13 protein-coding genes, 1 tRNA gene and 1 pseudogene are annotated in these 12,838 nt (G+C 52.6%); 9 read left to right on the forward strand and 6 right to left on the reverse strand.

All coding sequences use genetic code 11. The annotated features are described in order from the left end of the window. Positions 1-4 precede the first annotated feature (4 nt). Together CIK92_RS01070 and CIK92_RS01075 are read left to right on the forward strand one after the other, a co-directional pair. Positions 5-1,150 carry a 1-acyl-sn-glycerol-3-phosphate acyltransferase gene (locus tag CIK92_RS01070; RefSeq protein ID WP_094387867.1) on the forward strand — a complete coding sequence of 382 codons (1,146 nt, stop codon included), beginning with the start codon at positions 5-7 and terminating at the stop codon, positions 1,148-1,150. A 1-nt stretch (position 1,151) separates the two neighbouring features. Then, positions 1,152-1,802 (forward strand): NigD-like C-terminal domain-containing protein, encoded by a 651-nt coding sequence (locus tag CIK92_RS01075; RefSeq protein ID WP_158214699.1) that lies wholly within the window; start codon positions 1,152-1,154, stop codon positions 1,800-1,802. 89 nt (positions 1,803-1,891) lie between these two features. Here CIK92_RS01075 and CIK92_RS01080 read toward each other — a convergent pair whose 3' ends face one another. Further along, the gene (locus CIK92_RS01080; protein ID WP_022310345.1) at positions 1,892-2,848 is read right to left on the reverse strand and encodes an NAD-dependent epimerase/dehydratase family protein; all 957 of its coding nucleotides are present in this window, start codon (positions 2,846-2,848) and stop codon (positions 1,892-1,894) included. A gap of 178 nt (positions 2,849-3,026) precedes the next feature. Here CIK92_RS01080 and kbl point away from each other — a divergent pair, with 178 nt between their 5' ends. The 3 genes from kbl (at position 3,027) to CIK92_RS01095 (ending at position 6,687) form a co-directional block, all read left to right on the forward strand. Continuing rightward, positions 3,027-4,214: a glycine C-acetyltransferase gene (gene kbl, locus CIK92_RS01085; protein ID WP_094387236.1), complete on the forward strand. Its 1,188-nt coding sequence runs from the start codon at positions 3,027-3,029 to the stop codon at positions 4,212-4,214. A gap of 243 nt (positions 4,215-4,457) precedes the next feature. Further along, positions 4,458-6,254 carry an AAA family ATPase gene (locus CIK92_RS01090; protein WP_094387869.1) on the forward strand — a complete coding sequence of 599 codons (1,797 nt, stop codon included), beginning with the start codon at positions 4,458-4,460 and terminating at the stop codon, positions 6,252-6,254. A gap of 55 nt (positions 6,255-6,309) precedes the next feature. Continuing rightward, complete coding sequence (locus tag CIK92_RS01095; RefSeq protein WP_022310348.1) at positions 6,310-6,687, forward strand: YbjN domain-containing protein; 378 nt, start codon at positions 6,310-6,312, stop codon at positions 6,685-6,687. Positions 6,688-6,847: 160 nt separating this feature from the next. Here the strand turns inward: CIK92_RS01095 and radC are convergent, their stop codons facing one another. From radC to efp, 3 genes are all read right to left on the reverse strand, one after another. Then, positions 6,848-7,540, reverse strand: a complete 693-nt coding sequence (gene radC / locus CIK92_RS01100; protein WP_022310349.1) for a DNA repair protein RadC — start codon at positions 7,538-7,540, stop codon at positions 6,848-6,850. Next, positions 7,537-8,577 carry a glycosyltransferase family 2 protein gene (locus CIK92_RS01105; RefSeq protein WP_094387870.1) on the reverse strand — a complete coding sequence of 347 codons (1,041 nt, stop codon included), beginning with the start codon at positions 8,575-8,577 and terminating at the stop codon, positions 7,537-7,539. Before CIK92_RS01105 ends, radC begins: the two co-directional genes overlap by 4 nt. Positions 8,578-8,693: 116 nt before the next feature. Next, positions 8,694-9,260, reverse strand: a complete 567-nt coding sequence (gene efp, locus CIK92_RS01110) for an elongation factor P (protein ID WP_022310351.1) — start codon at positions 9,258-9,260, stop codon at positions 8,694-8,696. A gap of 12 nt (positions 9,261-9,272) precedes the next feature. Here efp and CIK92_RS01115 point away from each other — a divergent pair, with 12 nt between their 5' ends. The 4 genes from CIK92_RS01115 (at position 9,273) to CIK92_RS01130 (ending at position 11,431) form a co-directional block, all read left to right on the forward strand. Then, positions 9,273-9,479, forward strand: a complete 207-nt coding sequence (locus CIK92_RS01115; RefSeq protein ID WP_094387871.1) for a hypothetical protein — start codon at positions 9,273-9,275, stop codon at positions 9,477-9,479. 7 nt (positions 9,480-9,486) lie between these two features. Beyond that, the gene (gene rpmH, locus CIK92_RS01120) at positions 9,487-9,642 is read left to right on the forward strand and encodes a 50S ribosomal protein L34 (RefSeq protein ID WP_004351099.1); all 156 of its coding nucleotides are present in this window, start codon (positions 9,487-9,489) and stop codon (positions 9,640-9,642) included. Positions 9,643-9,993: 351 nt separating this feature from the next. Then, positions 9,994-10,728 (forward strand): hypothetical protein, encoded by a 735-nt coding sequence (locus CIK92_RS13955; protein WP_216822212.1) that lies wholly within the window; start codon positions 9,994-9,996, stop codon positions 10,726-10,728. Positions 10,729-10,750: 22 nt separating this feature from the next. Then, on the forward strand, positions 10,751-11,431 hold the full coding sequence (locus CIK92_RS01130; protein WP_094387872.1) for a hypothetical protein: 681 nt from the start codon (positions 10,751-10,753) through the stop codon (positions 11,429-11,431). A 298-nt stretch (positions 11,432-11,729) separates the two neighbouring features. On the opposite strand, the pseudogene CIK92_RS01135 reads toward CIK92_RS01130, so the two are convergent. Beyond that, positions 11,730-12,538, reverse strand: a pseudogene (locus tag CIK92_RS01135) (IS256 family transposase); the annotation flags it as partial. Positions 12,539-12,703: 165 nt separating this feature from the next. Next, positions 12,704-12,779 (reverse strand) — tRNA-Pro (locus CIK92_RS01140). Between the last annotated feature and the right edge of the window lie 59 nt (positions 12,780-12,838).

Here is a 12,838-nt window from a genome sequence, read left to right on the forward strand (position 1 = left end):
GCTTATGAAAATTCCTGAACAATTTGACCCCATCCGTCCGTTTGAACCCGACGAGTTACCGGACGTCTTTGACCGCCTGCTCCAGAACGAGCAGTTCAGCAGCGTGCTGGCCTATCTCTACCCTGACGTGCCCAAAGAGGCGCTGGCTGAAAAGATGCACGCCTGCAAGGACAACCTCGATTTCCAGAAGACCTTCTGCTACGGTTTTCTCGTACAGCTTCTGGCGCGGCTCAGCAAGGGATGCGACATCGACATCGCATCGCTCGACACCGACAGCCGCTACACCTTCATCAGCAACCACCGCGACATAGTGCTCGATTCGGCACTGCTCGACAAGCTGCTGATAGACGCAGGCTTCAACACGACATGTGAAATCGCCATCGGCGACAATCTGCTCAAGCTGCCCTGGGTCAAGGACCTGGTGCGCGTCAACAAGTCGTTTATCGTAGAGCGTGCCCTCTCCATGCGCGAGATGCTGATGGCGAGCAAGCGGCTGAGCGAGTACATGCACTTCGTCATCGCCGAGAAGAACGACAACGTATGGATAGCCCAGCGCGAAGGCCGCGCCAAGGACAGCAACGACCGCACTCAGGAAGCCATACTCAAGATGATGGTGATGGGCGGCGAAGGCTCTATCATAGACCGACTGAAGCAGCTGCACCTCGTGCCCCTCGCCATAAGCTATGAGTACGACCCTTGCGACTATCTCAAGGCTGCCGAACTGCAGGCGCGCCGCGACAACCCCAGTTGGCAGAAAGGCCCGATGGACGACGTGACAAGCATGCAGACCGGCATCATGGGCTACAAGGGATACATACACTACCAGTGTGCCGACTGCATAGACAGCTACCTCGACACCATCCCGGCAGACACGCCCAAGACCGATCTATTCCGCCTCATCGCCGACCACATAGACCGGCAGATATTTGCAGGCTACCGCCTCTATCCCAACAACTACGTGGCGCTCGACCTGCTGCACGGCGACTCTGCCCACGCCGACCACTACACGGCTGAAGACAAGGCACAGTTTGAGGCTTACCTCAAGGACCAACTGGACAAGATAGAGATGGAGGGCAAGGACGATGCCTATCTGCGCGAACAGATGCTCAAGATGTATGCCAACCCAGCTATCAACCAAATGGGGCTGTGATATGAGATACTGGCTACTGGGCATGATGGCAGTGGTGATGGCGGCTTGCGAGAGCAGCAGCTACGACTCGGGCGACGGACACTACTCGTATATGCAGGCCGAAATGGTCGACGCATATACGACAGACAAGGGCGTGATAAGCCGCGTGGTGACCGACGAGGGCAAGGCGCTGCAGCTGCAGCCCACGATTACGGCAAAATGGGCGGCAAAGGCCGACACGCTGTATCGTGCCCTGTTCTACTACGACTATCACGACGCAGCCACCACCGTCAAGCCACGCTCTATCGGTGCGGTGCCGGTGTTGCGGCCTGTAGAGACCACACGCCCCGACACGCTGCGCACCGACCCGCTCGGACTCGAAAGCGCATGGCGCAGCACTACCGGGCGCTATATCAACATGAGACTGGCGCTCAAGGCGGGTGCCAAGGACAACGGAGAGATGGGGCGCCAGACCGTGGGCGTGAAGTGTGACACCCTACGCACGGGCAGCCGCGAGCAGTTTACCTTCACGCTGCTGCACAACCAGAACGGGGTGCCCGAATACTACACCCAGGTGGCGTTTGTGAGCATCCCGCTCGACGAGAGGGCACAGGAAGCCGACATCGTGGTGCGCGTCAATACCTACGGCGGACTCCTGGAGCACCGATATTAGACCGAAACCCATACCCCAAACAAAAAAAGATGCACAACATGCTGCTGGCAGCGCGTTGTGCATCTTATATATTATATAATGTATAGTCGTTATACTCCGAGCTTGATGGCGAGCTTCTCAAGCATATCGCGGGTCATGGCGTCGAGGTCGTAGCGTGGACACCAGTCCCACTCCTCGCGCGCACAGGTATCGTCGAGACGGTCGGGCCAGCTCTCGGCTATGCTCTGCTTGAGTGGGTCTACATCGTAGACCATCTCAAAGTCAGGCTTGTACTTCTTGATGGCCTGGTATACGGTCTCGGGACCGAAGCTGAGCGATGCGATGTTGAACGCATTGCGGTGAACGAGGCGCGAGGGGTCGGCCTCCATCACGTCGATGGCTCCCTTGAGCGCGTCGGGCATGTAAATCATATCCATCAGTGTGCCCTCCTTGATAGGACATACGAAGCGCTCGCCGCGAACTGCCGAGTAATAGATGTCGACAGCATAGTCGGTGGTGCCGCCACCAGGAGGAGTGACGTAGGAGATGACTCCGGGGAAGCGCACGGCACGGGTATCGACGCCATACTTATTGAAATAATAGTCGCTGAGCAACTCGGTGGTAACCTTGGTGACGCCATACATGGTGCGGGGACGCTGGATGGTGTCCTGGGGAGTCATCATCTTGGGTGTAGATGGTCCGAAAGAACCTATCGAGCTGGGTGTGAATACGGCGCAGCCATGTTCGCGAGCCACTTCGAGTATGTTCCAGAGTCCATCGATACCTATCTTCCATGCCAGACGAGGCTTGGACTCGGCCACTACCGACAGGAGCGCAGCCAGATTGTAGATGGTGTCGATATTATACTGCTTTACCACGCTGGCTATCATCTCGCCGTTGGTGACATCAGCCTCGGCCGACGGACCACTCTCGAGCAACTCTCCCTTGGGCTCTGCGCCCTTGATATAGCCAGCTACTACATGGTCGTTGCCATAGATTTTTCTCAATTCACGCGTCAGCTCAGAACCAATCTGGCCTGTAGAGCCGATGACCAAGATATTTTTCATGTGTCAAGTACTTAAAATTATGGGTGCAAATTAACTAATTTTTTTTGAGACTAAGGAGAAAAAAGCTATAAAAAAACCTTTTTACCCGCAGATTAACAAAAAAAACAGGCAAACGCTTTTATTTGTCGAAAATAATGCGTTATTTTGTAGTCTAACAAGAACTAAAACGTGAACAAACATGTACGGTAAAATCAAAGAACAGCTCTGCGCTACTTTGGAAAATCTCAAGAGCGCAGGCCTTTACAAAGAAGAACGCATCATCGAGAGCCCCCAGGGTGCTGCCATCCAGGTCAAGGGCGAAGAAGTGCTTAACTTTTGTGCCAACAACTATCTCGGTCTGTCCAACCATCCCCGCCTCATCGAGGGTGCCAAGCAGATGATGGACCGTCGCGGTTTCGGTATGTCTTCGGTTCGCTTCATCTGTGGTACTCAGGACATCCACAAGGAGCTTGAGGCTGCCATCAGCGACTACTTCCATACCGAGGACACCATACTCTATGCCGCCTGCTTCGACGCCAACGGCGGTCTCTTCGGCTCTTTCCTCACCGAGGAAGACGCCATCATCTCCGACGCCCTCAACCACGCCTCTATCATCGACGGTGTGCGCCTGTGCAAGGCCAAGCGTTACCGCTATGCCAACGCCGACATGGCTGAGCTTGAGAAGTGTCTGCAGGAGGCTCAGGCCCAGCGCTTCCGCATCATCTGTACCGACGGTGTATTCTCGATGGACGGCAACGTGGCTCCGATGGACAAGATCTGCGACCTCGCTGAAAAATACGACGCCCTCGTCATGGTCGACGAGTCTCACTCGGCTGGCGTGGTAGGTGCTACCGGTCACGGCGTGAGCGAACTGTGCAATACCTATGGCCGCGTAGACATCTATACCGGCACACTGGGCAAGTCGTTTGGTGGCGCCCTCGGCGGTTTCACCACCGGCCGCAAGGAAATCATCGACATGCTGCGCCAGAGCAGCCGTCCTTACCTCTTCTCCAACTCGCTGGCTCCCGCCATTATCGGCGCCAGTCTCGAGGTGTTCAAGATGCTCAAGGAAGACAACTCCATCCATGACCATCTGGTAGAGAATGTCAACTACTTCCGCGACAAGATGCAGGCTGCCGGCTTTGACATCAAGCCCACCCAGAGCGCCATCTGCGCCGTGATGCTCTACGACGCGCCGCTCTCTCAGCGCTATGCCAACCGTCTGCTCGAGGAAGGTATCTACGTCACGGGCTTCTACTATCCTGTAGTGCCCAAGGGCGAGGCCCGCATCCGTGTGCAGCTCTCTGCCGCCCACACCCGCGAGCAGCTCGACAAGTGTATCGCCGCCTTCATCAAGGTGGGCAAGGAACTTGGCGTGCTCAAATAAACCCGATTTCGTTTTCAAGATTATAGCCGCAGGCACATTCTCAGTGATGAGGAACGCCTGCGGCGTTTTTGTGTCCAGCCGCAAGACGGGCGGAAAAGATGCCATTTTCCCTGTCTATAGTCAAAAAAAGCGGAAGATAAGTTTGGCATTAACGGAAATTGTCTTAATTTTGTAACCATAGCCATCGGCCATCGGCTATGGCTGTCATCTGAAATACTATACACCAAACCTAACGACTGAACTATGAGTGTACTGAAAGAGAACGCAAGACTTGACAAGTACCTTGCCCAAAGCCTCATCAAGGAGAACGAATATACCGAGACCTACCGTGTGATAGACGACAACGACAACATCTATTTTCTCAAGTTGTATATCCTCAAGAAGACTCCAGAGCGCCTCATGGACACTGCCACGCACGAGGTCTACACCATCGAGCGCTGCAAGAAACTTGTCAATGAAAACATCGTCTCCTTCATCGATTCGGGCAAGGTCCACCTGGACTGCGGAGAGTGCCACTACTTCGTCACCAATTATTTCACCGGCGACGTGCTGATGGACAAGCTCGCCCGCGAAGGCAGGATGGATGCCGACACCGCCCTGAATATATATAGAGGTATTCTCAACGGCCTCGGCTACCTGCACCGTCAAGGCCTGTGCCACAACGACATCACTCCCCGCAACATCATGCTTTCCAAGGTGGCTGGAGGCATTCCCGAAATCATCGATATGGGGCACACAGCGCCGCGATGCAATGGAAAGACACCCTTTGAGGTGGCAGACCTGGAGGTGGAGTACTGCGCCAACGAGACCTTCATGGGCCTCTACGACGAGCAGAGCGACATCTTCTCTGCCACGGCCGTCCTCTACACCATGCTCTTCGGCGCGGCTCCGTGGGAGATGACCTTTACCGAGGGCATGACCAGAGCGCGCCGCTTCACGCTCATCAAGGAGAAGCGCAAGTCAGAACAGCTCTCGCTCGAGGGTGTGGACCTCGACGACAAGACCACCCGCATCCTGCAGAAGGGTCTGGCGGTGAAATACGAAGACCGCTTCAAGTCGGTCGAGGAAATCATCAGCCTCATCGACGGCAAACCCTGTCAGGAGACCACCGGTGCCAATGCACCGGGACAGTCCTCCGGCCCCACCACCCAGCAGGCAGAAGACAACCCCAACGCCGTAACGTTCAGCGTGGAGCAGCAGAAGGGCAACGGATTTGCCGACATCGCCGGCATGAAGGAACTCAAGGACATGCTCTACCAACGCGTAATCTTTGTCATCAAGAACAAGGAACTGGCAGAGCGCTACAAGCTCACGCCGCCCAATGGCATGCTGCTCTATGGTCCTCCCGGATGCGGCAAGACGTTCTTCGCAGAAAAATTCGCCGAAGAGACGGGCTTCAACTTCCTCATGGTCAAGACCTCAGACCTGGCGAGCATCTACATCCACGGTTCGCAGGAGAAGATAGGCAGTCTCTTCAAGCAGGCACAGGAAAAAGCACCGTCTGTGCTGTGCTTCGACGAGTTTGACGCGCTGGTCCCCAACCGCTCCAACATTGACAACACGAGCATGTCGGGCGAAGTCAACGAGTTTCTGAGCCAGCTCAACAACTGCTCCAAGAAGGGCATCTTTGTCATCGCCACCTCCAACCGCCCCGACAAGATAGACCCGGCTGTGCTGCGTACCGGCCGCATAGACAAGCAAATCTACGTGCCGCTGCCCGACCTCGACGCGCGCAAGGAGATGTTCATGCTCCACCTCAAGGGCCGCCCCTACGACGAGGCAGCCATCGACGCCAAGCATCTGGCAGAGCTCTCCGACGGATACATAGCCAGCGACATCGCCTATATAGTAAACGACGCAGCCATGACGGCAGCCTTCACCAACCAACTCATCAGCCAGGAGCTGCTCGAGACCTCCATCCGCAACACGCGCCCCTCGATACGCCCCGAGATAGTCAAGATGTACAAGGAGATAGAAGAGAAGATGCAGGGAGTGGAGCGCCGCAACATGGAACGCCCGCGCATAGGTTTCAACGCCTGACAGAAGCAAGAGAACAATAAACCATATACATCCTAACAACCAAAACCCAAAAATTATGACAAATGTAGATTTAATGAAAGAGTTCCTCAGCTCACAAGGTTTCAAATACGAGCAGGACGAAGACAACGACATCTTCTTCAAGTACCAGATGCGCAACTTCATATTCATGGGCAGCGACAACGACGAGACCTTCCTGCGTCTGGTCATGCCGGGCGTCTTTGACGTGACCGAAGACAACCGCGCCGGCGTCCTCGAAGCCACCAACGCGGTGAGCGTCTCGATGAAGGTGGTCAAAGCCACTATCGTCAACGACAATGTGTGGCTCTCTGCCGAGCTGCTGATAGACAGCACGCCCGTCTTTGACGACATTATCCCCAGAGTGCTCGACATTCTGCTTGCCGCCCAGCAGGAGTTCTACAAGCAGATTAACTGACGCTGTCACCCTGGTCGCCACGGCGACAACCGACCCATACGAAAAAGATGCACAACGCGCTGCCAGCAGCATGTTGTGCATCTTCTTTATATGGACTACGGCCAAGCCGATGGCTCAGCCAGCCCCACTGATATTCGTCCGCCCCGCGGCAAGTGTTTCCTCACAGTTTGCCTTCCTCGCGATAACTGTAGTAGGCGCCATCGGTGACGATGACATGATCTACCAGTCTGATACGCATAGTCTCACAGGCTTTGCGCATGAGGTCGGTAATGCGGTCGTCATCGCGGCTGGGATGGCAGTTGCCACTGGGATGGTTGTGGCAGAGCGCCATCACGGTGGCATTGCAGAGCAGAGCCTCGCGGAGCGCCACCCTCACATCGACCGCCGTCTCGCTGATACCACCATGGCTCAGCCGCAGCACCTTGATGAGCCTGAACGACTGGTTGGCCAGCACCACCCACGCCTCTTCGACATCGAGGTCCTGCATACGGGGATGCATCTCGCGATAGATGGCGTTGGCGCTGTCCATGCGCGGGCGTTCCTCGGGTCGCGACACCTGTCGGCGACGGCCCATTTCACAGGCGGCCTGAATGGTCACCGCCTTGGCCAGTCCCACGCCCTTGTATCGCTGCAGCTCGGCAAGCGAGAGTTTGCCCAGCTGGTTGAGATTGTTGCCACAGTCGGCCAGTATCTCCTTCATCAGGTCTACAGCGCTCTTCTCGGGAGTGCCCGACCCGATGAGGATGGCCAGCAGCTCGGCATTGCTCAGCGCCGACGCTCCCAGGCGGGCCAGCTTCTCACGCGGACGGTCTTCCTCTGCCCACTGGTTGATACTCAGACTGCCGGAGGTCATTTATAGAAGGTTTTTTCGTAAGCACTGAACTCACTCTTGCCACACACACAGCGCTTCCACCACGCCGAGAGGAAGCCGCAGCCATAGCCCGTGAGCTGGATGAAGGCCGAGGCGATGCTGAGCACACCCACGCGCAGACTGCGCGCCGAGCGGGTGGCGTCGATGCAGATGATGAGCGAATAGAGCACCAGCGGAGCCAGTGCCAACGCCATGAGCCATGGTCCGGCAGTGGTCTGCGGGCAAGCAGCCCATACCCCTGCTCCCACCAGAGCCATCACCACCAACAGCGCCACACCCACGGTGAAGACCATAGGCAGCAGATGGACGAGCTTGAGGCTCTCGGGATATTTCTTGTAGAGGTTGATGCGCGCGATACCGCTGTTGTAGACCTGCCGCCAGAACTTGCGGAAGTCTGTACGGCGCTTGTGCCACACCCAGGCTGCGGGGAAAAGGCGGCAGCGGCATCCTGCCTTGAATATACGGATAGAGAAGTCGATGTCTTCGCCAAAGCGCATACGCGAGAAACCACCCAGACGCTCATAGACATCACGACGGATGCCCATATTAAACGAGCGGGGATAGAATTTGTCCAGTTTCTTCTTGCCGCCACGTATTCCGCCGGTGGTAAAGAAGCTCGTCATCGAGTAGGAGATGGCTTTCTGCACCGGAGTAAACGACGGATGGGCACTGTCGGGGCCACCAAAAGCATCGCACTCGCGCTCTGCCAGTTCGGCATCTACCGCCGAGAGATAGCCCGGAGGCAACACCACGTCGGAGTCGAGCACGATGAGATACTCTCCCTGCGCCCGCTCCGCACCATAGTTGCGGCTCTGGCCAGGGCCCGAGTTCTCCTTATTATAATAGTGCAGGTCTAATCGGTCGGCATATCGGTCGCACACGTCGCGGCAAGGCACTGCCGACCCGTCTTCGACCACCACCACCTCAAAGTCACGACACTCCTGGCGCGTAAGGCTGTCGAGCAGCTCGTCGACCTCATCGGGACGGTTGTAGACGGGTATGATAAAACTATATTTCATGTCAGTAGTACAGATAGGATTGATGGTATTGAAACGCAGACAACCTATATCTCAGAACACCCACCATGGTGGCCCCGGAGATATAGGTTGTCACAAAAGTATAGGGTGCTGCGCGATTACTCGCTTACACGACCCAGATAGCTGCCATCACGGGTATCGACCAGGATGGTCTCGCCCTCGTTGATAAACAGAGGCACGCGTACGGTGGCACCCGACTCGAGAGTAGCGGGCTTGGTGGCGTTGGTAGCGGTGTTACCCTTTACGCCGGGCTCGCTGTGAGTAATCTTCAGAGTAGTCTTTACAGGCATCTCGGCGAGCAGGATAGTGCCGTCAGTTGTATCGGTTACAACCTCTACCACATCACCTTCCTTCATATACTCCACACCGGTAATCTGGTGTGCAGGGATTGGAATCTGCTCGAAAGTCTCCTGATTCATGAAGATACGGCCTGTGGCATCCTCATAAAGATACTGGTAAGGACGGCGCTCCACGCGAACATCCTCGAGCTTGAAACCAATCTGGAATGTACGCTCAAGCACACGGCCGTCAGCAACATTCTTCAGCTTGGTTATCATTACTGTGTTACCCTTACCCGGCTTTCTGTGCTGGAAGTCGATGCAAGTCCAAATCTTGCCATCCATGCGGATGCAAGTACCGATTTTGATTTCCTGTGAGTTAATCATATTGTTATTATAATGTTGTTGTCTGCTAAAAGCGGTGCAAAGTTACTACTTTTTTATAAAAAAACATCTAATTCTGACCGAAAAATGTCTGAGTTCTTTGTTATTTCAAAAATTATGCGTACTTTTGCAACCCAAAAAGGCGTCTATGCTTCCACCGGCATCATGGCCAGGGAGACGGCAGCCGTTTCAGAGACAGAAATAATAACAAATAAAAGATAAGCATAAGATGAAAAGAACATTTCAGCCACACAACCGTCGTCGTGTAAACAAGCACGGCTTCCGTGAGAGAATGGCAACAAAGAACGGCCGCCGCGTATTGGCTTCTCGCCGTGCTCATGGTCGCAAAAAGTTAACCGTTTCTGACGAGCACCACGGCAAATAATGTCGTTGACGTTAATCCGAAACAAAAAGGAGCGAAGATTACCACATCTTTGCTCCTTTTTGTTTATACCCCTATCACTCCGGCACACGCATCTCTCGCTGCTCGCATCCTCTCCGCCAGCGCCATCACTCCTACCTCCCCTGCTATCTACCTGACCACCATTACCACGACCACGCAACAAAGGCACGCAAACCCATATCGGACGACACGAGCCACCAGTGATAATCATAAATCTTGTGGAGGTAGTGGGCACACCCCCGAAAGGAAGCGTGCTTTTATTAAAATGGTTAATTCATTTGGTAATCAGAAAGTTTCCTCGTATATTTGTATAATTATCAAGAGGAATTGCTTATGTGCAAATTTGAAGAAATAGAAGGTTGGCGTTTTTCCAATGACAAGACCATCCGAGAGATCAAAAATGCCGTGCATGAGGAGGTATATTTGAGGCGAATATATCTCATCATTAGCATTTTGCTTGCTTATATGGGAACTATTAGCATGCAAGCTCAATCATGCGAGGGACGAGTGTACCTAAAGAATGGTATCCAGCAACTCTATGAAAGTAATGACCGAATAGACTTGCCACGCAAGAAAAAGGATGTTCAAGTTTATAGAAACTTCTTTTCTCGCCAATGCACTAGCGATGTGATACCTTTCGCCAACATTGATTCTGTAGTGGTGTGGAATGCCACCTCCAAGCAAAACGTACGCACACTTGTTCCCTTGGAAAATGTAGGATGGAGCTGGCTATATGTTAACCACCCACGATTACAAGTCTATATTTATGCCTCCCAAGGTTATTCCGTGACGGACATGGGAGGGATGAAAGCTTGGCAATGTAACACAGCAGCAGCAATGTTTTTCATCCCAAGCAAGACGGCTTGCGACTTCTATGTCAGACAGACTGATGGCAAGCTTATATGTCTGGGAGATACCTATAAGAAATGCGACAAATCCTTTATCCGAGAACTTTGCCACTGTGTAGGACTTTCGCAGGAATGGGAAAAGAAACTCATTGGAATAGGTGAACACAACCGAAGTTCTATGATACAACGAGTGATAGAAGTATTAGATGGCAAACAATAAATAACAACTAAAAGGAAGCATTATGAAAGCAATGAAGTTTTGGCTGCTCATAGCAGTAATGATGGTAGCGATAGCTGCACACGCTCGCAAGAATGACGACCCAGAAATGCGTCATGTTCGCCTCTCTATGATGGATGGCAAACAGATAGAGGGCTACATTCCTAAGAAGTACATGGGGTGGGCGTTAGAATATCAAGTAAGACTTGCCGAGAATCCAGATGGCAAAAAAGCCAAGAAGTACGATGCTGAGAAAATAGCCAAGATGGAATGGCTTGCACTCACAGAGGAACACCCTGAAGGCGAAGTGTGGGAACATTGCCAAACGATAGCACGTAATTCGATTAGGGCTGTAAAAGAGGATCGCCTTATGGAACTCCTTTACCGCGGCAAGAATGCATCTGTCTATCAAGTTCACGTATTTCTGCCTGGCAATGGCATAAACACAGGAAACTCTTGGGCTACTTGGTATGCACTGAAGCCTAATGGACAGAAAAGGGCATTTATTCTTTACAATGCAACGCTTGGCAAAATGGGAAGCCTGGATCGACAATTCAAGGATCAAAAGGAATATGAGGGACTGAAGAATTACATTCTTGAATGGTGGAACAAAGATAAGTCTTTAGCTAGGAAGCAACTGAATGATGGCGTAGCTATCTTTAGCCATATCTATGATGAATGGAAAGCAGCTTCCAGTAAACAATAATCGAGATTAAGATTCTCCGACTACAAGGTTGTAGAAACATAGTTTTGATTTTACCGCACCTCACTAAGCAGCACTTAACTAATTATTACACAATAAATTAGGTAGTGTACGATGTTCAATCAACACCGCACCCGTACCCGAGCAATACAAGGAGTCATCGATATCCCAACATTAGGTGCCTTGAACGCGGTAATGTAAACAGAACTGTGTCACGGCTCTGATTTTTTATTCTTTCCCTCTTATTTGTGTGCAGATTTCATATCTGCACACAAATAAGAGGAGCCTTTCACAGACAAAGTTACATAATCTTGAACCTATCTCCAATTCTTATAGCAAGTTGTTGTGATATCAGTGCCCAATTAGACAGGGGCATAGTCCATTTCCCACTAATGTCTCGATAGGCAAGATACACAAGCTTTTCAAGTGCGGTGACTGACGGGAATACACCCTTGTTCTTTGTTACTTTGCGCACCTGACGATGATAGCCCTCAACCGTATTGGTTGTGTAGATAATCTTGCGGATTGCAGGAGTATACTAAAATTTTCCGTAAGACGCTCCCAGTTGCCGCGCCAGGATTTGATAACTATAGGGTACATCTCACCCCATTTTTCATCAACCATGTCAAGCTGTGCCAATGCGGAATCCTTGCTTACAGCACCGTATACGGTCTTGAGATTCTTCAGAAACTCTTTCTGATGCTTGCTTCCTACATACTTGATTGAGTTGCGGATTTGGTGGACTACACATAGCAGAACGGAGGTTTCTGGGAATACACTTTGGATTGCGTCAGGGAATCCCTTAAGACCGTCTACGCAACAAATCAGAATATCACGTACACCACGGTTCTGAAGGTCGGTCATTACATCAAGCCAGAAGTTAGCACCCTCACTCTCAGATATATACATACCAAGAAGACCCTTGTGGCCAGACTTGTTTATACCTAAGACATTGTATATTGCACGAGTGACTGCACGACCCTTATCGTCCTTCACCTTGTAGTGAATGGCATCAAGCCAGCAAATGGCATACACGGGGTCAAGCATACGCGACTTCCATGCTGTTATTTCGGGAAGAACTCGGTCGGTTATAGCACTGATGGTTTCGGACACGGGAGTGGCGGAAAGCAGAAGAGAAGGGAATACTGGCGGCGTGAGACTGGCGGCTGGCTGAGAGAAAGCCGAGGCGGCTCCGAGGCGGCGGAGGCAGATGACGGCAACCAGGCAGAACAAAAAAAGCGGAGGGTCTCTACTGACTCTCCGCCTGACTGGCATTGGTCGGGATGAGGCGACTCGAACGCCCGACCCCTACGTCCCGAACGTAGTGCGCTACCAACTGCGCTACATCCCGAATGCGGATGCAAAGGTAAATGAAAAAACCGACAATCGAGCAAAAAACCATGAAAAAAT

The organism is Prevotella sp. P4-67, assembly GCF_002251325.1.
Lineage (GTDB): Bacteria > Bacteroidota > Bacteroidia > Bacteroidales > Bacteroidaceae > Prevotella.

Coding starts and splice junctions, on each gene's coding strand:
- CIK92_RS01070 (WP_094387867.1), top strand. CDS start 5: ATGAAAATTCCTGAACAATTTGACCCCATCCGTCCGTTTGAACCCGAC.
- CIK92_RS01075 (WP_158214699.1), top strand. CDS start 1,152: ATGAGATACTGGCTACTGGGCATGATGGCAGTGGTGATGGCGGCTTGC.
- CIK92_RS01080 (WP_022310345.1), bottom strand. CDS start 2,848: ATGAAAAATATCTTGGTCATCGGCTCTACAGGCCAGATTGGTTCTGAG.
- kbl (WP_094387236.1), top strand. CDS start 3,027: ATGTACGGTAAAATCAAAGAACAGCTCTGCGCTACTTTGGAAAATCTC.
- CIK92_RS01090 (WP_094387869.1), top strand. CDS start 4,458: ATGAGTGTACTGAAAGAGAACGCAAGACTTGACAAGTACCTTGCCCAA.
- CIK92_RS01095 (WP_022310348.1), top strand. CDS start 6,310: ATGACAAATGTAGATTTAATGAAAGAGTTCCTCAGCTCACAAGGTTTC.
- radC (WP_022310349.1), bottom strand. CDS start 7,540: ATGACCTCCGGCAGTCTGAGTATCAACCAGTGGGCAGAGGAAGACCGT.
- CIK92_RS01105 (WP_094387870.1), bottom strand. CDS start 8,577: ATGAAATATAGTTTTATCATACCCGTCTACAACCGTCCCGATGAGGTC.
- efp (WP_022310351.1), bottom strand. CDS start 9,260: ATGATTAACTCACAGGAAATCAAAATCGGTACTTGCATCCGCATGGAT.
- CIK92_RS01115 (WP_094387871.1), top strand. CDS start 9,273: ATGTTGTTGTCTGCTAAAAGCGGTGCAAAGTTACTACTTTTTTATAAA.
- rpmH (WP_004351099.1), top strand. CDS start 9,487: ATGAAAAGAACATTTCAGCCACACAACCGTCGTCGTGTAAACAAGCAC.
- CIK92_RS13955 (WP_216822212.1), top strand. CDS start 9,994: ATGTGCAAATTTGAAGAAATAGAAGGTTGGCGTTTTTCCAATGACAAG.
- CIK92_RS01130 (WP_094387872.1), top strand. CDS start 10,751: ATGAAAGCAATGAAGTTTTGGCTGCTCATAGCAGTAATGATGGTAGCG.